Raw genomic sequence first — 18,255 nt, forward strand, 5'->3', positions numbered from 1 at the left:
ATGACCGGCATTACCGGACTCAGCAGTGACTTTTTGTTTATGGCATTTATTTTATATCTGATTGGTACACTTTTGTTTGGAGGGGCCATTCGCTCGAATAAGGCCGTTTCTCAAACTCCAAAACAAAATCGCTGGGGAAAATCAGGGATTGTTGTCACCATCATTGGTTTTGCTTCCCAAGTCGTCTATTTCATTCTTCGCTGGATTGCATCCGGCCATGCGCCCGTCAGTAACTTATTCGAATTTACTACTTTTTTTGGCATGATGCTGGTGGGAGCCTTTATTGTCATTTACTTTATCTATCGAACAGCCGTCCTTGGATTATTTGCTTTGCCCATTGCACTATTGATCATCGCCTATGCCAGCATGTTTCCGAGGGATATTAATCCTTTGGTGCCATCACTCAGGAGCTATTGGCTGCAAATACATGTGACGACAGCTGCAACAGGCGAAGCGATACTCTCAATAAGTTTTGCTGCTGGTTTAATCTATTTAGTAAAAATGACAGATCAGAATAAAAGAGGCAAGCAAACTTTTTGGCTTGAAGCGGTCATGTTTGGATTAATCAGCTTCCTTGGATTTGTTATCGTTACCTCTATTTTTGCCGCCATGCACTACAATGCTGCATTTAATTGGGTAGATAAAAATGGAACGGATTTAACGGGGAATGACGGATTGATGTATCACCTGCCTGCTGTATTCGGTCCAAATGAGGGCACCCTTCAGACACATGGCGTAATGAAGCCGTGGGTTTTACTGCCTGCATATATAAATGCAGAAAAATTTAATAGTTTTATTTGGTCTATTGCTGCAGGAGTGGTAATCTATATAGTGACAAGGTTAATAATAAGAAAAAGAATAGGCGAACTCCTTAAACCATTGACTAAGAATATACGGGATGATCTGGTAGATGAAATTAGTTACCGCTCTGTTTTAATAGGCTTCCCTGTTTTCACATTAGGCGCTTTAATATTTGCTATGATATGGGCCCAAATTGCGTGGAGCAAATTTTGGAGCTGGGATCCCAAAGAGGTTTGGGCTCTTGTAACCTGGTTATTTTATGCAGCATTTCTCCATTTGCGGCTCTCAAAAGGCTGGCATGGTGAAAAGTCTGCTTGGCTGGCCGTAATAGGATTTGGCATCATTATGTTTAATCTGATTGCGGTAAACCTTATCATAGCAGGCCTGCATTCCTACGCAGGTGTATAAGGGAATTCAACATGTTTATGGGGTCTGTCTCTAGATGGTTTTCGTGTATGAAGCCATCTTGAGTTCGGCCCTGTTTTTATGGAGGCTGATTGAGAAACAATTATAGCATCCTTTCACATTGATGAAAGCTATTGCTAATGGATTTTTATTATGCTTTTCTATAACGCCAAGTAGCATGGCGCTTTCACTTTCTTATATCTTCCTTTCAGCTTAGCATAAGGCACCCTTTGAAAAAATAAACAGTTATCATCTAAGAAATATTACAGATCACTTGTAAGGAGGAATGATTGATGGAACAACCATTGGGAAAAATTTTGGTAGTGGATGATGAAGAAAGAATTAGACGTCTGCTCAAAATATATCTCGAGAGAGAGAACTACATAATTGAAGAAGCTGAAGATGGCAAAGAGGCATTGGAAAAGGCAATAGAAACGAACTATGATTGTATTCTGTTAGATTTAATGATGCCTGGTATGGATGGAATTGAGGTCTGTCAGGAGCTTCGAACAAAAAAATCAACTCCCGTTATCATGCTGACTGCTAAAGGTGAAGAAACCAATCGGGTTGAGGGGTTTGAAGCTGGGACGGACGATTATATTGTAAAGCCGTTCAGTCCAAGGGAAGTGGTGCTTCGGGTTAAGGCGTTGCTGCGCAGAAGCACTCCATCAAGCTTTATGAACACAGAAACGAAATCCAAAGATTTAATCGTATATCCGCATTTAACGATTGATAATGATGCCCACCGTGTAACAGCGGATGGAGTGGAAGTGAATCTTACACCAAAAGAATATGAATTGCTCTACTTCCTGGCAAAAGCGCCGGATAAGGTGTTTGATCGTGAGCATCTTTTAAAAGAAGTATGGCATTATGAATTTTTTGGTGATTTAAGAACTGTTGATACCCATGTAAAACGCTTAAGGGAAAAATTGAACCGGGTATCAGAGCAGGCTGCAAAAATGATTTTAACCGTATGGGGAGTCGGGTATAAATTTGAGGTTACGGAAGAATGAGAATTTGGAGAAGTGTAGTCGGCAAGCTTTGGATGACTATACTTCTGCTCGTTTCGTTTGTCCTTATTATCCTTACTATGTTGCTGCTGGAGTTTTTCCAGTCCTATAATGTTGGTCAAATTGAGCAAAATCTTAAAGGGACGGCAACAAAAATCGCCCGAATTGTCGAAGTTCACCCGAATGATGGAATGGGAAAAGAAATCGCTATTCAGCTGGCAGATAAAAATGCACAAGTGATTATTGCATATAATGTAAGCAAGATTGTTTATCCCACAACAGATTCCAAAACTCTTCCGTTAAGTCCAGAAACTCTTGTAAAGGATGCAGATCTATCTAAAGTTTTCAGCTCCAATAAAGTGTTTGAAAAAGAAATGACGCCGCCAGGAAATCATGAGCAAAACCGTTACAATCACATTATTGTTGCTGCTGCACCTCTGCATATCAATAAGGAAAATGGGGCTGTTTTTATCTATCAGTCTCTTGATGTCCTAAAAGAAACGACTGATAAGACAACAAAGCTAATTTTATTAGCTGCAGGAATTGCGATCATATTAACAACTTTTTTTGCTTTTTTCTTATCTACGAGGATTACAGCACCGCTTAGGAAAATGAGAGAGGCGGCTTTCCAAGTGGCGAAGGGTAAATTTGATACAAAGGTTCCTGTGGCTTCTCATGATGAAATTGGTGAATTGGCAACCGCCTTCAACCAAATGGGAAAACAGCTGAAATTTAATATCAATGCGCTTAATCAAGAAAAAGAGCAGCTGAGAAGTATATTAAGCAGTATGGCCGATGGAGTACTAACGTTTAATCGAGATGGGACTATTCTGATAACCAATCCTCCTGCAGAACTTTTTTTGCAGCACTGGTTTTATGAACAAGGCAAGGACAGTCAGCTGCCAGCTCCAAAGGAAATGCTGGATCTATTGGATCAGGTGATTAAAACGGATAAAGAGCAGACAAGTGAGTTGACCATTCAAGGAAGAACGTATGTGGTGATTATCAGCCCTCTTTACAATCGTGATAATGTCAGGGGAGCAGTGGTTGTGATCAGAGATATGACAGAAGAGAGGCGGCTTGATACTTTAAGAGATGATTTTATTGCCAATGTTTCTCATGAACTGCGTACGCCGATCGCAATGCTGCAGGGATACAGCGAAGCTATTATTGACGATATTGCGGTTACCGATGAAGAAAAGAAGGAGTTCGCAAAAATTATCTATGACGAAACCCTGCGGATTGGCCGTCTTGTAAATGAACTTCTAGATCTAGCTAGAATGGAAGCAGGGCATATTAGCCTTAACCTTGATATGACCCCGATTCAATCATTTATACAAAGGGTAACATATAAATTCCAAGGAGTAGCCAGGGAGTCAAATGTGCTGCTTTCTTCTGAAGTAGAACAGGAAGCAGCTATGATTGAAATGGACCCTGACCGCATTGAACAGGTTTTGACAAATTTAATTGACAATGCCATCCGGTATACTCCGGAAAATGGTACTGTAAAAGTAACACAAGAAGAATTTGAAGATGGTGTCCTTATAAGTGTTACAGATAGCGGGACTGGGATACAGGATGAAGATCTTCCATTTGTATTTGAAAGATTTTATAAGGCGGATAAGGCCCGCACACGAGGTAAATCCGGGACTGGTTTAGGTCTTGCTATTGCAAAGAATATTATCGAGGCACACCATGGCCGTATTTCGGTAAAAAGCAAAGTTGGACAAGGCACGACATTTTCTTTCTATCTTCCGCGAATACAAAGCACAAAGTGAAGAAAAAAGCCGATAAATCTTGTTTCATGAGAAACTGTTTGGTGAATTCACCAAAAAGCGCCATTTCAAAATGGCGCTTTTTTGTACAATTAAATAATTAACTAATGGAGTCTTTGGATATCGATGTCTTCTCCATACGATAAGTCAGCATCGCAAGGTTTTGCTAAATGCCCATATTGATCACTGGTTATTTTTTAGCTCATTTGTATGGAAAAGCCGTTTCTGACGAATGGGAAGCCAGAATGTGATAGATTTATTTAACAATTAAAGAATATTTTACCTTATTTAGACCTTGTATGGATAAATGGTAACTTGTGCTTTTTCTATTCTTCCCTTTAAAATAGATGAAAGAAGAAAGAGTATTAAAATTTTACGAAATGCTGTAACTTTTTAGTTTTTCATTCGACTACTAGTTAACGGGGGAGGGATAGAAATGGACTCCGTTTTTCAAGAAATATACCAAAAATACCATCAAGACCTTTATCAGTTTATTTTTTACATGGTAAAGGATAGAGACCTTGCTGAAGATCTTGTGCAGGAGGTTTACTTAAGAGTTTTAAAATCCTATAGATTCTTCGAAGGAAAAAGTTCAGAGAAGACATGGCTTTTCTCCATTGCAAAAAATGTTTCAATTGATTACTTCAGAAAGCAAAAGCGATGGCGACTAAGAATTGCCGAAGAATTGGACTGGAAAGGAAGAGACTATAGCGATCCCAAACCACTTCCTGAGGAACTAACTGTCTTAAAAGAAGAAATACAGCAGCTTTACAGATGTTTAGATGAATGCAGCCAAGACCAGAAAATGGTGGTAATCATGCGCTATTTGAATCATTTAAACATACAGGAAACGGCTGAAGCGCTGGAATGGACGGAAAGCAAGGTCAAAACAACTCAGCATAGGGCTCTATTGGTATTGAAACGATTAATGAATCAAAAAGAAAGGAAAGGAGAAGTCAATTATGGCTAACTTTGATCAAGATGAACACCAAATAGAAGAGCTTCTCCGCAAAATGCCCATTATAAGAGATCGACAAAACCAAGAAGAGGTGTATCGTAAAGTGCAAAGCAGAAAAGAGCATAAACACAAGCAAAAAAGAGCTCTATGGATACCGGCAGCCACAACAGCAGCAATTGCTATTATAATGGTTTTAGCTGTTTCAATGGTGAATAAAGAACAAACAAAGTCCGCCAGAGGGGCTGAATTATCACAAAAAAATGTTCATTTAACAGCGGCGAATGTGCCTCAGCACCAAGTATCAAAAAAACAGCCGGTTATTCATCAAACTGCAGGACAAATTTCCGATTCTGTAAAAAGAAATCAATCGGCTTTGTCATCAAACAAAATGGAATCAGCAAAAAATCAGGAAAGCGAAGATCGAAGTGCCGTTTATTCCAGTGATCTTAAAAGTCATGATGTATATACTTACGGGGTGCTGACCCATGATGCTATTCCTGTTCCAGTAAGTGTAGTCGTGCCGAAATCTTCTGAGAATTGGTTTGATAAATATAAACAAATTGCCAGCCAAACACCCAAACCGGAATGGGGGTTTGATCAATTTTTTCCTTTAAAAAGCGTTTTAGCATATGATTCCGCGAATCAAATTATCCGCATTACGGTCTATCAAAATCAGGCAGGATTTATTCCTGAGTCTCTTCAGCTTAATCTGGATAAATTGGTCAATGACAGCTTCAGATACTTGCCTGTTAAAGAGGCTGAATTCAAGAATGAAAAAGGGGAGCCATTAAGCATTGGAGAGATTGGTGAAGTGAACAATGTTCAAATTAATAAAGTACCTAAAAGCGGATATTATTCGTATACCATAGGAAATAAAAGCTATCTCGTACCTTCTGACCAAACCTTTAAGCAACTGTCGGATGCTTTAGCTGCCATGAAAAAGTCTCCAAACGATTTATATCATTCCGTTTTCACCGGCGGCATAGGAGTGACGGAGTTGAACCAAGATGGGAAAAATGTGACCGTTAGATTTGATAGAAAGGTAGATTTAACAAAGGAATCACCAAAGAATGCTATGAATATGATTGAAGCGATTCTGCTTACCGGGAAAGACTTCGGTTATTCCACTGTAACCTTTCAAAATATTGAACCTGCCAGCTGGAATGGTTTTCATTTTTCAAAAGCAATTGAAGTGCCAGTAGCACCGAACCGCCTTGAGCAATAGCAAACAAGATAAAACTCGAAAGAAGCAATCAGGATGAGACCTGATTGCTTTTTTAAAGGCTGTGTTAAATTTCAATGTTGATACAACTGCTCGTTTTTTAGCTCATTTTACAGTAAAGAAAGAAATGAGCTAAAAAAGATCAACTATCAATCGGCCCCTTAATAAAAGGATCAAAGTATAATATTTCGCTTTTGGTCTACAATAGAAGATGCTCTTGTTAACTTCAATGTGGAAGTATGGCCAATTTATGTATGGCAGAGGATTCATTCAAACAAGGGCCAAATTAAGGAGGCTAATATGGGTTCAGCAGGGAAAAGATTTTTATACATCATGATACTATTGGCAGTAGGAAGCGGTTTGGCACCAAACAATAAGATTCAGGCATCCGATAGAAGCGTTATGAACCAAACATCAGACTGGTTTTTTCCTGCAGAAGGAACTATTTCGGATGTTTTTGATTCAAGAGGAGGGCTTCACAAAGGGATAGATATAGCAGGAAGTTACCATACACCTATCTTTGCTGTGGGTAATGGAATAGTGACAAAATCTTATCGTTCTTCCAGTTATGGAAACGTTGTTTTTATTCATCATTTAAATGGATTTGAAACCGTATATGCTCATCTTGACGAAAGACTGGTTACAAAGGGTGAAAAAGTCATAAAGGGTGAAGAGATTGGGTTGATGGGAAGTACAGGGAATTCCACTGGGAATCACCTTCATTTTGAAGTACATAATGGCAAATGGACAATCAGCAAGGTAAACGCAATAGATCCTTTTGACGTATTTGGAAAAGGAAAAATAGGACAGTCTGTCGTGGCGTTGGAGCACCACCCATATCCAGCGATTGAAGTATCGGGTGGAGTAACTTCTCATTTGATTGACAACCGCAAAAACATAAGTATATACATCGTGGCAAAAAATGAAACCTTATGGGAAATAGCGAAAAAACACAATACAACAGTTAAGAAACTTATTACAATAAATCATCTTAAGGATAAAGGAAGCCAAATCTTTCCTAACCAAAAAATTGCTATTCCAAAATAAAAGCGAACTAAGTATTGAATATTCTTTATGAGCATTTTGAAGGAAATCAGAAGGAATATTCACTTTCAAGAGGAATTACAACCAATACACTTCAATAACGAAAACAAAATTCTTTCCAAAAAGATTTCTTTATAATATAATAAAAAATGTAAAATAATACGGTTCATCTTCGGGGCTGGGTGAAATTCCCGACCGGCGGTAATGAAGCTAAAGCTTATAAGCCCGCGAGCCTTTTAGGCAGGATCTGGTGTGATTCCAGAGCCGACAGTAAAGTCTGGATGGGAGAAGATGAAGGTTAGCCGATGTTTTTGAATTTTTTTAAAAAAATTTAAAACATTTATTTGTGCATGCCTTTACTCCCCTAAAGATACTATTCTTTGGGGTTTTATATTTTTAGGGGATGTCCAAATAATGGCGAGCTTTTCTTCTGCTTGAGGTGAATCTCATAAGGAGAGAGGAAAATGAGGAAAGTAAATCTTAGATCGACCGTGGGAATAGCGGCGTTAAGCAGTCTGGCATGTCTGCTGATGCTGATTAAATTCCCCATACCGCCATTCCCTTCCTATTTGACAGTTGATTTTAGCGATATTCCCGCTTTAATAGCTGCTTTGGTGTTTGGACCGATTGGCGCAGTACTTGTTGAATTGATAAAAAATATCATAAATTATCTGATGGTAAGCAGTGATGTAGGCATACCGATTGGAAATGCTGCAAATTTTGTGTCAGGACTTCTTTTTGTATTGCCGACTTACTATATCTATAGGCATTTAAAAACCAAAAAAGGAATGACAATCGGATTAATAGCAGGAACTGTTTCACTGGCAGTGTTAATGAGTGTACTAAACTATTTTGTAATCCTGCCAGCCTATTTTGTTCTTGCGAATTTGCATATTCCGAACGTTAAAAGCTACATTATTGCTGGTATTTTACCGTTTAATATCATAAAAGGATTTATTGTTACACTTGTTTTCATGCTTATTTTTACACGTTTGCAGGGATGGATTGAAAAGCGATCCGTTATCTAATAAAAAAAATCAGGTGTTGAACCACCTGGTTTTTTTGTTTTTTTTAGGCTTTGTTAAAGGGACACTGTTGTTTTTTTGCTTATTCCTGTGAAACGGCTGTTTCACACGCCTTTCAGCAAAGCTGAAAATCGAGCAGTTATCAACATTGAAATTTAACACAGTCTTTTTTAAATATAAGTATAAAATTCTTAAATCAATGCAGTCTCTGTCAACCTCCAGCACCTGGCGCCGGGGAGGTTGCGTTTTTTTGCTATAAGTCAAAATCAACTGTTTACTAACTCGCTTTTGTTTCCTTTATCATAGTCGTAAACCACGAAATCCGTACGCTGATAAACAGGAACTCTCCGCTTTTCTAAAATGTCCAGCTCGGGGTTAAAAGACATGCCGATGAGCAGGCGCTCTCCGCTTTTCTATGATGTCCAGCTCCATGCGCCATCGGCTCGAGGTCAAAAGACTGGCCGGCCAAAAGGTAAAAAAACAATCTTTCAGCCGGCCAGTCTTTTGCAGATCGCCGATAAACGGGCGCTCTGCTTTTATAGTACTATTCAAATTTTAATGGGTCACCATCAAAGGTTTCATCTGCCATTTTGATAGATTCAGTCGGGCAGCCTTCAAACGCATCAAGAAGGTCTTCCTCGAGTATTTCCGGAACTTCCGCTATCCCTTTGTTATCGTCTAAAATAACATAGGCAAGACCTTCATCATCGTAATCATAAATATCTGGAGCTGCGGCACCGCAAGCACCGCAAGCGATACAAGTATCTTTATCAACGATTGTAAATTTAGCCATCCTATAACCTCCTGGTAGTTCTGCTTAACGTACAAAGCATTAAGCGAGTGTTTATCTATATCATTCTACACCCTTTGCTTTTATGACAAGGATGATGTCAGGAAAATGAGAATTCCCCTCATTATTCTAAAGCTGATTTCCAAAGAATTCAATAGATAATCCTTAGGAAATGCAAATCAAACGTTGGTTTCTTCACTCCATGTTCATATTTGTTGGAAAATATATATGACAAAAATTGAGATTTTTATGATAAAATAAGACATAAAAAGACATGAAATAAGGGGTTCTGCCTATGACTTTTTTGGATGCTGTCATTCTTTGGTCCTTAAATAAAGTCAAAAACGAAAGGACCATTTATTCAATTTACCACTTATTAAAAGGGAAAAAATCCTCCCAAACCATCCAGGATGCTCATATCTTTCAATTGGGGCACCTTTTTCAAACCTATCCTTTTCTTTCAAGAGAAGCCTATGCCGCAATAATTAAAAACTTGCGTAAACAAATGTTACTTGAAGAAAATGATTCGCATGCCTTGCTAACTCAAAAAGGACTTGATCAAATAAAGGTTTTTTTTCTTCACCATCCTTTCCCAAAGCAGATAAATGGCTTGAAATATCAGGATACGGCTAATTTACTTTGGAAAAGATTAAGTTTAACCATACAGGTTATGTCTAATCTGGTTAATAACGAAAACCATTATTATCCTATTCAAAGAGACGAAGCATTACTTCGTTGGATGAAGGGCTTTTTGCAGAACAAGGCTCTTCCAAAAGAAGAGCTTTCTGGACAATTGTATAAGGAACTAACGAATTTTTTATCTGAGAATCCCCCTGAGGATCCGGAAATTTTAGTAATTCGTTTGACAGGCTATCAACATATTGGCAAAACGATGAAACAGGCTTCAGAATATTTGAATATGGAGGAATCCGAGTATTGGTATCGTTTTTTGCATCTGCTCCATTCGCTTATTCAAAAAGTAACAGAAACACCTGATCAGTATCTGATTCTTCATAAGGTGATAGCAGATTCATATCAGGAAATCGCTTGGACACGTTCCACACAAAAAACATATGACTTATTAAAAAAACAATACACAGTCAGTGAAATTGCGGAAATGAGAAACCTTAAAACCAGTACAATTGAAGACCATATCATAGAAATTGCATTAAATGAACCGGAATTTCAAATTGATATGTATTTGGATAAAAAAATGGAACAAAATATTTTTCTTGCCTCGCAGACTCTGGGCCTTAAAAGATTAAAGCCGATTAAAGAAGCCGTTAAAAATGCTTCCTATTTTCAGATCAGGCTGGCTTTGGCAAAAAGGGGACAGATACATGAACATGCAACAAGCACTTAAACAGCATTTTGGATACGAAAGCTTCCGTGAAGGACAGAAAGAAGTTGTTACTTCCGTTTTAAATGGACATCATACTCTTGCGTTACTTCCTACAGGTACAGGGAAGTCATTGTGCTACCAGCTTCCAGGATATATGTTAAAGGGTTCTGTTCTAATTGTATCGCCGCTGCTCTCATTGATGCAGGATCAGGTGGAGCAGCTAAGAGTACAGGGGGAGAAAAAAGCGGTGGCTTTAAATTCATTTTTATCGCCTGCTGAAAGGAAAAATGTGTTAGATTCTTTAGAGAATTACCGTTTTATTTATATATCTCCTGAGATGCTCTCAAATCCCTATGTAATTGAAAAATGCAGCAGGCTAATGATTTCTTTGTTTGTTATTGATGAAGCACATTGTATCTCTCAATGGGGATACGACTTTCGTACGGATTATTTAAAACTTGGGCAAATCAGAAAGCAGCTTAATAATCCTGTCACTCTTGCTTTAACAGCAACGGCAACTGAACAAGTGCGAGAGGATATTATCAGGCTTTTAGAGCTGGATCCTGTTGATGAATGGGTATTTTCAGTGGACAGACCCAATATTGCTATCCAAGTGGAGGAGCTTGACCATTTTGAAGCGAAGACAGAGAAATTAATGAATCTTGTTAACAGTTTAAAAAAACCGAGAATTGTTTATTTTACAAGTAAAAAAATGGCCGAAGAAATGGCACTGCTCCTTAAACAGCAAGGAATTAAGGCGGATGCCTATCATGGAGGAATGGAGCAGGAGCAAAGACTTTTAATTCAACAGCAATTTCTATATGGGCAGTTAGATGTTATTTGCGCCACAAGCGCTTTTGGAATGGGAATCAATAAAGGGGATATTCGTTTTGTCATTCATTTTCATTTGCCTCAGCAGATGGAATCCTACCTCCAGGAAATTGGACGCGCAGGAAGGGATGGGAAACCGAGTGTTGCGATTCTGTTATATAGCCCCGGAGACGATTCCTTGCCTTTATCCATGATTGAAAATGAACTTCCTGAAGAATATCAAATTGAAGCGTATTATCTCAATCCTGAGAGAAGTCTTGAAATAGGCCTGACAGATGTTCAGGAACGTTTTTTACGTTTTTATCAAATACTTTCTTCTCATACTGCTGAAACAGTGAGGCAGGTAAAAAAGATAAGGTCTGAGAGAATAGCGTATAAGATAGGAAAGTTCAAAGAAGTGAAGGCATGGTTAAATTCCAACAGCTGCCGGCGTAAGGGGATATTAAGCTATTTCAATGAGAAAGCTCCTTTACGTATATTGAACTGCTGCGATCAATGCGGTGTAAATTTGGATCACTACAGTGCCAATGAAGGGGAAGATAGTGAAATTCCGATTGAGTCTTGGGAAATGACGCTTAGAAGGCTATTGTTAAGAAAGTGAGCAGAGATGAAAAAAAAGAAAAGCCAATCTGAAATAATACAGCAGTTAACAGATAGAGAACTGAATTTTCACTTAATTTATACTCAATTTGCACTATTAACGATTTCGGTAATTTCAGGTATATTTTTATTTAAAGATTTATCGACATTTTTTGAACTTATTCGGTTTGATTCTTCTATTTACAGTATGGGCATTTCCAGCGGTGCTGCAGTAGTGCTGCTTGACATGTTATTAATGAAATGGGTTCCAGGGCATTACTATCACGATGGAGGGATTAATGAGAGAATCTTTAAAAGGAGAAGCTTTAGTGGTATCTTTTTTCTGACATTGCTCATTGCCTTTTCTGAGGAAATATTATTCCGAGGCATCATCCAGACACATTTTGGCTGGATTGCAGCAAGCTTAATCTTTGCAATCGTCCATATCCGCTATTGGGGGCACTGGTTTTTAATTGTCAATATTTTGATCTTAAGCTTTTGGATAGGCGGTATCTATGAATATTCTCATCATAATCTTTTGACGGTTATAGTCATGCATTTTGTCATTGATTTTTTTTCTGGACTATTAATTAAATACAAAAGAGACAGATAGATGATAGGGAGGGATAGTGAATGGAGTATGATCCTTATCAAGAGCGAATGGAGAAGATGCGGCAAAAAGCCGATAACAATGTCAAATTCGTAAAACTGGAAGACCAGACTTTGCCGACTCGCAGGGAATACCATCAAATGAAAAAACAAAAACTGATTAAACAGGATTCCCTACAAGAGGACGGTCCTAAAGAGGAAAATGAGCAAAAACAAGAGCAAAAACCATCACTTGGCTTTCCTCTTTTAAGAGGTTTATTAGTATTTTTTATATTGCTGCCCATTACGGTTTTCTTTGCTTATACATACTTTTCCTCACACCCAAAGCTGGTAAATGCGCAGAAGGACAACGGGGTAGGGGTGGAAATTTCCTATGATAACCATATTGGCGGCGGTAATACTTCTTCAACAGCAACAGCCAGTTCCACAGCAGCAGATTCTCAAAAAAAGAAAAATCAAGTATTAGTAAAAAAGTCCGATGAAAGCTCAAAACCGTCAGAAAAGTCCACACAGCCTGTGAAAAAGCCTGAGGAAAAACTGCAGCCTGTTAAGATAGCAAAACCCATAAATAGAAGCCCTAATAAGGCTTCAGCTCCTTCTAAGGGAAGTAAGGATTCGAAGGCTCTGGTTTTATATCACCAAGTAAAACCGAAAGAAACTTTATTTAGTATTGCCATGAAGTATTATCACTCCCAGGCAGGTATTGCAACAATAGAAAAATGGAACAAAATAGGACCGAACGGGATACAGTCTGGACAGACACTTAAAATTGTTATTGGTTCATAATACGTAACGCTAAGAGAGATTACCAGGTGAAACTGTGAATCTCTTTTTTTGTTTAGTTTTTGGCTACCCTAAAAATAACTTTGTTACGAGTTCGAAACGTCAGGCCAAATTGACCACTGGTATAATCATTGCCTTATCGTTATGAAAAAAGAACACATTTTAATGCTCCATAATGCGAATTTGATTAGTATAGTGGTCTTTGTTAAAGAAAAAGTCTCTTTGCGTAAACTTTGTTGTTATTTGTATAAATTAATCTAAGTTACACAGAGTTCAGGCTTCTAAACTAAATAACTTCAGCCGAAATAATGCCACGATGACTCACTTAATTCTGATTGAACATTTCTGCGAAAAGCAACAATCTATGCGAAAACAGCCAAAAACAATGGAATGTGATTTTAAACCTATGTTGATTGGAGCAGTTGCGCGAGAATCCTGCTTAGAAAAGTGTGTTAAGGTAGAAACTTTAAGAATAATAAAAATATCAATCATAGTTTAAGGGGACTATTCATAATTTTTAGTAAGGGGGATGGGGGATGGAACAGAACATTGCAATGCTGAACCAATATACTGATCAAACCACAAAACAAATGCTGCAGAATCTTGTTAGCAGAAAAAAAAAATTTGAACGGTATAAAAAGCGTCACTTGCTTTTATTATGGACAAGCGTATTTTATAGCTTTGCCTGTCTTTATCTTTTGTATCACACAGTCTTAGAGCCTTATTCATATTCGTTTGGGGAGATTTTTATGGTGTTTGCAGGACAATTTAAGCATGCATTGTTTTTATTGTCTGCTGCAGGATTATGGGGCGCTACGAAAATTCTTTATGATAAAAAACAAAAGACGGAAAGCGAGTATCATGCTCTCCGTTGTGAGATTATTGATAAGAGTAAGGATTTATGGAAAAACGAAGCATGGAAAGAAAGACATTTGGTTTTTGAAATGATGAAGAAAAAATATGATATAAATTTATTTCATCAAAGTAAGTAAAAAGGAGTTATCCGTTGTAGAAAAGAGATCTTAAAAAATTTTCTTTCTGTCACGCTCTTCCTTCAAAATTTCCACAGCTTCCCTAAAACGCTGGGAATGGATGATTTCCCGTTCTCTCAAGAAGCGGAGGCTGTCGTTTAGATCAGGATCATCGCTTAAATTGATAATCCATTGATAGGTAGCCCTTGCTTTTTCCTCAGCAGCAATATCCTCATATAAATCGGCAATTGGATCTCCTTTTGCTTGAATATAGGTAGCAGTAAAGGGGACACCGGCAGTATTATGATAGAAAAGGGCATTATCATGGTTTGTATAATGCCCTTCCAGACCGGCTTCTTTCATTTGATCAGGTGTGGCGTCCTTTGTAAGCTTATAAACCATTGCGGCGATCATTTCTAAATGGGCAAATTCCTCTGTACCGATATCGGTTAATAATCCAATGACTTTGTCAGGAATAGTATAACGCTGATTTAAATAGCGAAGTGCTGCCGCCAATTCACCATCGGCTCCTCCATACTGTTCAATAAGGAATTTGGCTAGCTTTGGGTTGCACGTGGAAACTTTAACAGGATATTGGAGTTTTTTTTCATAAACCCACATAAATAATCTTCACTTCCTTTTCAATAAAATCGAAACATATTGAACTATACTTGCCATGGCCATGGAGCTTCTTTCCATTCGAAGGGAAAAGGGGAATAGCTTCCTCCAAAGCTAGTCAAGGGACCGAATTGCAGTTCATATTGCTTTTTGATCCGCTTCCTCTGTTTAATCATGCTGTTATATTGCTGGATGGCTTCCTGGTCTTCCGGATGTGTATCGAGATATAGGGCAAGATCTACGATCACAAAATCGACTGTCTGCAGCTCTTCCAATATTTCATAATACTCAGGAGGGAGCTGTTTCATATTTCCGATCTCTCCCTTGCGCTTTCATATGGACTGTAATAGGGGTCGTAGAAGGGTTTCCAAAGAGTGCCTCTTTTTAAAGCTTCCTTGGGAGAAAACTGTGGAAGGCTTGAGGGCTGAAACCCCATATAAAGATTTGGCGGTGTTGAATATGTTTTCACCTTAATGGGCGGACAAGGATCAAAAGGACTGGCATACGGCTCGTAGCTTTTATAATTTGTACTCATAATTTCCTCCTTTTGTATGTCATTATTTCATTGTATGGCCAGGTGATGTTATTCATGTCTTTTAAATTTAGGCTTTGTTAAAGGTCTCTGTTGTTTTTTAGCTCATGAAAATGAGCTGAAAAACGAGCAGTTTTCAACATAGAAATGTAACACGGCATAAATTTAAGTCTGTGTAAACGCATTGTTCATTTTGGCTCAGATCTTATGGGGAAAAGGCGGAAAACACTGCAGGAAAAAAGGTTAAAGGAGCCACCGCAGGTTTAATGAGGAGATCTGGTTCCCAAACCGGCATCGGAGTGCAGGCGCCAGGAGAGGGAAATCAGAAGGAAAGATTGAACTGGGGTAATTTTAATAGAAAATCAAAATAATATTTTATGGCTTTAAAAGGAGAAGAGGAATTATCCCAATTTTGTCGAAGTATAATGAAACTGAAAATAATTTTGCTTTATTGAAGGGCGGTAGTAATATGTTTATTAAAAGTGTAATGATTCCAAAGCACAATTGCTTTGTTGTGGATGTAAATGATTCCCTTGAAAAGACTTTAGAGGTATTGAAGGAAAAAGCTGTGGATGGACTTCCGGTGTTAAATGGTGAGGAATATGTGGGCATGATTACCCATTACCATATTTATAAAGCATTTTTCAAAACGGGTCTTTCAAAAGAAGAATTCTTGCTTTCCACTAAAGCAAAAGATATAGTGACTCATGAAAACGATTTTTTTCAAGGGAACGAAATTTTTGAAGAAACACTTGTCAGTCTTAAAGATTTCCCTCTTTTAGCTGTGGTAGATTCAAACAGACAGTTTAAAGGTGTGGTTACACGCTTTAATGTACTTGAGCAATTTCAAAGTGCTTTTGGCATGAACCGTCCGGGAGTTCGGATAGCGTTAAGCTCGGTGGAAGTGGAAGGGCGAATTTCAAGGCTTTCAGAGATTATTAAACAATTCCATGAATCAGTTATTTCTTTAGTGACGTTCGACGAAAATGATATGCTTGTAAGAAGAATTGTATTAAAGGTTGAAAAAAAGGATAATCTCGATAGGTTTGTGAAGAAATTGGAAAATGCAGGTTTCCGTATTTTAAGTATTTTTGAGGACTGATAAACTGAGGATTGAATGCGGGAGAATGATGCACAAGAGGGAGCTGCTGTAATGGTAAGTCTCCTTTTTTGTATGGCATTCCATAATTGCAAAAGCTGTTCATGTACTGTTTCACACTTTTATCTGAAATGCTATGCTACAGTTCAATGTTGATATTGATCGAACTTTGATTGGAACGGATATGCTGTAGTCCTTAGGGAATAGCGAGTAAAGGAAGAACTCACAGGCGATAAGCAGCGCTTGGAGTGGAAATCAACAAACAGGATTAACAGAGCCTACTGGAAAATTTGCCTGATGGCTGTTTTGTGTAACAGCGGCAGCTTGATTGATGTTTAAAACAGCTGCCTGTAGTGGTATCATACTAAAATGAACAGATTAGGAGGCAAAAATGGTATACATCATCGGCATTGGCTTACTGGTCATTATGGGGCTTGCGCTCCTGATTTTTATGGTAAAAGAAGCTTTTGAGAATAATGTGCTAAGTCACACATTTTCTTTTTCCTCGTTCCCGCATGATCGTGAACCGCTTAAAATCTTTTTTATTTCTGATATACATAAAAGGATCATTCATCCATCTATCATTGAAAAGGGAAAAGGCAATGCAGATCTTGTCATTATTGGCGGCGATCTTCTCGAAAAGAAAGTTCCTATGGAAAGAGTAACCCAAAATTTGCAGCGGCTTAAGGAGATAGGTCCCGTCTTTTTTGTATGGGGCAATAATGATTATGATGTGAAGGAAGAACAGCTCATTTCGTTATTGAAGAATACCAATGTCAGGATGATCCGTAATGAAAGCCTTTTGCTTGGATCGTCTGAAAAAAGCATAGCACTGATTGGAATTGATGATATTGCAATGGAGAAAGATGATCTGGAAGCCGCATTAGTAAATACAGAAAATGCAAAATTTAAAATTTTATTATCTCATAATCCATCAATCATGGACCAGTTAAACAAGAATACCTTCATCCCGTTTATTTTAAGCGGCCATACACATGGGGGACAAATTCATATCTTAGGCTATAGTCCATATAAAAGAGGGGGAATACGGACAAAAGAAGGGATGATTCAATTGATCAGCAATGGCTATGGCACCTCTCATCTGCCTCTTAGGCTTGGTGCAAAACCGGAAGTGCATGTAATTACATTAAAAAAAGGATGAAATATAGTCAGATAAAAGAACCATCTTCCCCTGATAACATAGTATGGTGTTAAGAGCCATATCAGGGGGCGGAATACATGAAACTTGAACGACTTTCTCCAAACAAAATTAAATACTCCATTACGTTTGAAGAATTGCAGAAACGAGGGTTTCTTGCAGAAGAATTAGAATCCTTTATTTGGTATGACTTGTTTGACGAAATGGTGGAAGTGGCACGGGAAGAATATCAGCTCGAAGCTTCCGATACGATTTCTGTTGAAATATACTCTTTAAATGCGAAAGAAATTGTGCTTATTCTAACGATGGATGAAGTTTATGACGATAATGAAGAAATATTAGAAACTCTTTCCGAGGCCGAAGAAATATTGGGGAAGGCCTTCTTATATGCTTTTGAAACGATCGATGATTTAATTGAGCTGGCATTTTGCATGGATAATCACAAAATCCATTTAAATAGTAAGCTATATCAATTTGAAGAAAAATATTATGCGGTGATACAATCCGAATCAGTGTACGTTCATTCTTTATTTGAGGAGTTTGGTACACCTGCTCATACCTTTATCCACATGGTTGAGGAGTATGGCAGCTGTCTAATAGAAGAAAAGGCCATTGATACACTATTAGTGCACTTTAAAAAATAATGACCTGCAAATGACATAATAAATTAGAATCTAAAAATGGATATAAAATGAGGGCGCC

General features: G+C 38.0%; 19 protein-coding genes and 1 riboswitch. Of the genes, 15 read left to right on the top strand and 4 right to left on the bottom strand.

The window, feature by feature from the left end; genetic code table 11:
* Positions 1-9 precede the first annotated feature (9 nt).
* From ccsB to A5N88_RS02390, 7 genes are all read left to right on the top strand, one after another.
* The gene (gene ccsB, locus A5N88_RS02360; RefSeq protein WP_157090763.1) at positions 10-1,209 is read left to right on the top strand and encodes a c-type cytochrome biogenesis protein CcsB; all 1,200 of its coding nucleotides are present in this window, start codon (positions 10-12) and stop codon (positions 1,207-1,209) included.
* Between the two features lie 290 nt (positions 1,210-1,499).
* Positions 1,500-2,219, top strand: coding sequence for a response regulator transcription factor (locus A5N88_RS02365; protein WP_066262564.1), 720 nt, complete (start codon positions 1,500-1,502; stop codon positions 2,217-2,219).
* Positions 2,216-3,994, top strand: a complete 1,779-nt coding sequence (locus A5N88_RS02370; protein WP_066262567.1) for an ATP-binding protein — start codon at positions 2,216-2,218, stop codon at positions 3,992-3,994. The genes A5N88_RS02365 and A5N88_RS02370 overlap by 4 nt, the downstream gene beginning before the upstream one ends.
* A gap of 400 nt (positions 3,995-4,394) precedes the next feature.
* Entirely contained in the window at positions 4,395-4,961 is a 567-nt protein-coding gene (locus tag A5N88_RS02375; protein ID WP_412733844.1) for an RNA polymerase sigma factor SigX, read from the top strand.
* Positions 4,954-6,174 (top strand): RsiX family anti-sigma factor, encoded by a 1,221-nt coding sequence (locus tag A5N88_RS02380; RefSeq protein WP_066262571.1) that lies wholly within the window; start codon positions 4,954-4,956, stop codon positions 6,172-6,174. The genes A5N88_RS02375 and A5N88_RS02380 overlap by 8 nt, the downstream gene beginning before the upstream one ends.
* A gap of 297 nt (positions 6,175-6,471) precedes the next feature.
* A complete protein-coding gene (locus tag A5N88_RS24010) occupies positions 6,472-7,218 on the top strand; it encodes a peptidoglycan DD-metalloendopeptidase family protein (RefSeq protein WP_157090579.1) in 747 nt (248 codons plus the stop codon).
* A gap of 161 nt (positions 7,219-7,379) precedes the next feature.
* A riboswitch (FMN riboswitch) is annotated at positions 7,380-7,512 on the top strand.
* 167 nt (positions 7,513-7,679) lie between these two features.
* A complete protein-coding gene (locus A5N88_RS02390; RefSeq protein ID WP_066262572.1) occupies positions 7,680-8,243 on the top strand; it encodes an ECF transporter S component in 564 nt (187 codons plus the stop codon).
* 541 nt (positions 8,244-8,784) lie between these two features.
* Here the strand turns inward: A5N88_RS02390 and A5N88_RS02400 are convergent.
* Positions 8,785-9,033 carry a ferredoxin gene (locus A5N88_RS02400; RefSeq protein ID WP_066262578.1) on the bottom strand — a complete coding sequence of 83 codons (249 nt, stop codon included), beginning with the start codon at positions 9,031-9,033 and terminating at the stop codon, positions 8,785-8,787.
* 292 nt (positions 9,034-9,325) lie between these two features.
* Here A5N88_RS02400 and A5N88_RS02405 point away from each other — a divergent pair, with 292 nt between their 5' ends.
* From A5N88_RS02405 to A5N88_RS02425, 5 genes are all read left to right on the top strand, one after another.
* Positions 9,326-10,393 (top strand): YpbB family protein, encoded by a 1,068-nt coding sequence (locus A5N88_RS02405; protein ID WP_066262580.1) that lies wholly within the window; start codon positions 9,326-9,328, stop codon positions 10,391-10,393.
* Complete coding sequence (locus A5N88_RS02410) at positions 10,371-11,804, top strand: RecQ family ATP-dependent DNA helicase (protein ID WP_066262582.1); 1,434 nt, start codon at positions 10,371-10,373, stop codon at positions 11,802-11,804. The genes A5N88_RS02405 and A5N88_RS02410 overlap by 23 nt, the downstream gene beginning before the upstream one ends.
* A 6-nt stretch (positions 11,805-11,810) precedes the next feature.
* A complete protein-coding gene (locus A5N88_RS02415; protein ID WP_066262584.1) occupies positions 11,811-12,395 on the top strand; it encodes a CPBP family intramembrane glutamic endopeptidase in 585 nt (194 codons plus the stop codon).
* Positions 12,396-12,415: 20 nt separating this feature from the next.
* Complete coding sequence (locus A5N88_RS02420) at positions 12,416-13,177, top strand: LysM peptidoglycan-binding domain-containing protein (RefSeq protein ID WP_066262586.1); 762 nt, start codon at positions 12,416-12,418, stop codon at positions 13,175-13,177.
* Between the two features lie 533 nt (positions 13,178-13,710).
* Positions 13,711-14,166, top strand: coding sequence for a YpbF family protein (locus A5N88_RS02425; protein WP_066262590.1), 456 nt, complete (start codon positions 13,711-13,713; stop codon positions 14,164-14,166).
* 30 nt (positions 14,167-14,196) lie between these two features.
* Here the strand turns inward: A5N88_RS02425 and cotJC are convergent, their stop codons facing one another.
* Genes cotJC through A5N88_RS02440 form a run of 3 tightly spaced genes read right to left on the bottom strand, consistent with a single transcriptional unit; the run spans position 14,197 to position 15,298 of the window.
* Complete coding sequence (gene cotJC / locus A5N88_RS02430) at positions 14,197-14,766, bottom strand: spore coat protein CotJC (RefSeq protein ID WP_066262592.1); 570 nt, start codon at positions 14,764-14,766, stop codon at positions 14,197-14,199.
* Between the two features lie 44 nt (positions 14,767-14,810).
* Entirely contained in the window at positions 14,811-15,071 is a 261-nt protein-coding gene (locus A5N88_RS02435) for a spore coat protein CotJB (protein WP_066262595.1), read from the bottom strand.
* Positions 15,068-15,298 (bottom strand): spore coat associated protein CotJA, encoded by a 231-nt coding sequence (locus tag A5N88_RS02440; RefSeq protein ID WP_066262600.1) that lies wholly within the window; start codon positions 15,296-15,298, stop codon positions 15,068-15,070. The genes A5N88_RS02435 and A5N88_RS02440 overlap by 4 nt, the downstream gene beginning before the upstream one ends.
* 466 nt (positions 15,299-15,764) lie before the next feature.
* Between A5N88_RS02440 and A5N88_RS02445 the strand changes: the two genes are divergently transcribed.
* The 3 genes from A5N88_RS02445 (at position 15,765) to A5N88_RS02455 (ending at position 18,197) form a co-directional block, all read left to right on the top strand.
* Positions 15,765-16,397 carry a CBS domain-containing protein gene (locus A5N88_RS02445; protein ID WP_066270167.1) on the top strand — a complete coding sequence of 211 codons (633 nt, stop codon included), beginning with the start codon at positions 15,765-15,767 and terminating at the stop codon, positions 16,395-16,397.
* 388 nt (positions 16,398-16,785) lie between these two features.
* On the top strand, positions 16,786-17,556 hold the full coding sequence (locus A5N88_RS02450) for a metallophosphoesterase (protein WP_066262607.1): 771 nt from the start codon (positions 16,786-16,788) through the stop codon (positions 17,554-17,556).
* A gap of 77 nt (positions 17,557-17,633) precedes the next feature.
* Complete coding sequence (locus A5N88_RS02455; protein ID WP_066262609.1) at positions 17,634-18,197, top strand: adaptor protein MecA; 564 nt, start codon at positions 17,634-17,636, stop codon at positions 18,195-18,197.
* Positions 18,198-18,255 lie beyond the last annotated feature (58 nt).

The organism is Heyndrickxia acidicola, assembly GCF_001636425.1.
GTDB classification, from domain to species: Bacteria; Bacillota; Bacilli; order Bacillales; family Bacillaceae_C; genus Bacillus_AE; species Bacillus_AE acidicola.

What these genes read in the sequence shown, in the direction of transcription:
- A5N88_RS02365 (WP_066262564.1), top strand. Translation starts at nt 1,500, where the DNA reads ATGGAACAACCATTGGGAAAAATTTTGGTAGTGGATGATGAAGAAAGA.
- A5N88_RS02370 (WP_066262567.1), top strand. Translation starts at nt 2,216, where the DNA reads ATGAGAATTTGGAGAAGTGTAGTCGGCAAGCTTTGGATGACTATACTT.
- A5N88_RS02380 (WP_066262571.1), top strand. Translation starts at nt 4,954, where the DNA reads ATGGCTAACTTTGATCAAGATGAACACCAAATAGAAGAGCTTCTCCGC.
- A5N88_RS24010 (WP_157090579.1), top strand. Translation starts at nt 6,472, where the DNA reads ATGGGTTCAGCAGGGAAAAGATTTTTATACATCATGATACTATTGGCA.
- A5N88_RS02390 (WP_066262572.1), top strand. Translation starts at nt 7,680, where the DNA reads ATGAGGAAAGTAAATCTTAGATCGACCGTGGGAATAGCGGCGTTAAGC.
- A5N88_RS02400 (WP_066262578.1), bottom strand. Translation starts at nt 9,033, where the DNA reads ATGGCTAAATTTACAATCGTTGATAAAGATACTTGTATCGCTTGCGGT.
- A5N88_RS02405 (WP_066262580.1), top strand. Translation starts at nt 9,326, where the DNA reads ATGACTTTTTTGGATGCTGTCATTCTTTGGTCCTTAAATAAAGTCAAA.
- A5N88_RS02410 (WP_066262582.1), top strand. Translation starts at nt 10,371, where the DNA reads ATGAACATGCAACAAGCACTTAAACAGCATTTTGGATACGAAAGCTTC.
- A5N88_RS02415 (WP_066262584.1), top strand. Translation starts at nt 11,811, where the DNA reads ATGAAAAAAAAGAAAAGCCAATCTGAAATAATACAGCAGTTAACAGAT.
- A5N88_RS02420 (WP_066262586.1), top strand. Translation starts at nt 12,416, where the DNA reads ATGGAGTATGATCCTTATCAAGAGCGAATGGAGAAGATGCGGCAAAAA.
- A5N88_RS02425 (WP_066262590.1), top strand. Translation starts at nt 13,711, where the DNA reads ATGGAACAGAACATTGCAATGCTGAACCAATATACTGATCAAACCACA.
- cotJC (WP_066262592.1), bottom strand. Translation starts at nt 14,766, where the DNA reads ATGTGGGTTTATGAAAAAAAACTCCAATATCCTGTTAAAGTTTCCACG.
- A5N88_RS02435 (WP_066262595.1), bottom strand. Translation starts at nt 15,071, where the DNA reads ATGAAACAGCTCCCTCCTGAGTATTATGAAATATTGGAAGAGCTGCAG.
- A5N88_RS02440 (WP_066262600.1), bottom strand. Translation starts at nt 15,298, where the DNA reads ATGAGTACAAATTATAAAAGCTACGAGCCGTATGCCAGTCCTTTTGAT.
- A5N88_RS02445 (WP_066270167.1), top strand. Translation starts at nt 15,765, where the DNA reads ATGTTTATTAAAAGTGTAATGATTCCAAAGCACAATTGCTTTGTTGTG.
- A5N88_RS02450 (WP_066262607.1), top strand. Translation starts at nt 16,786, where the DNA reads ATGGTATACATCATCGGCATTGGCTTACTGGTCATTATGGGGCTTGCG.
- A5N88_RS02455 (WP_066262609.1), top strand. Translation starts at nt 17,634, where the DNA reads ATGAAACTTGAACGACTTTCTCCAAACAAAATTAAATACTCCATTACG.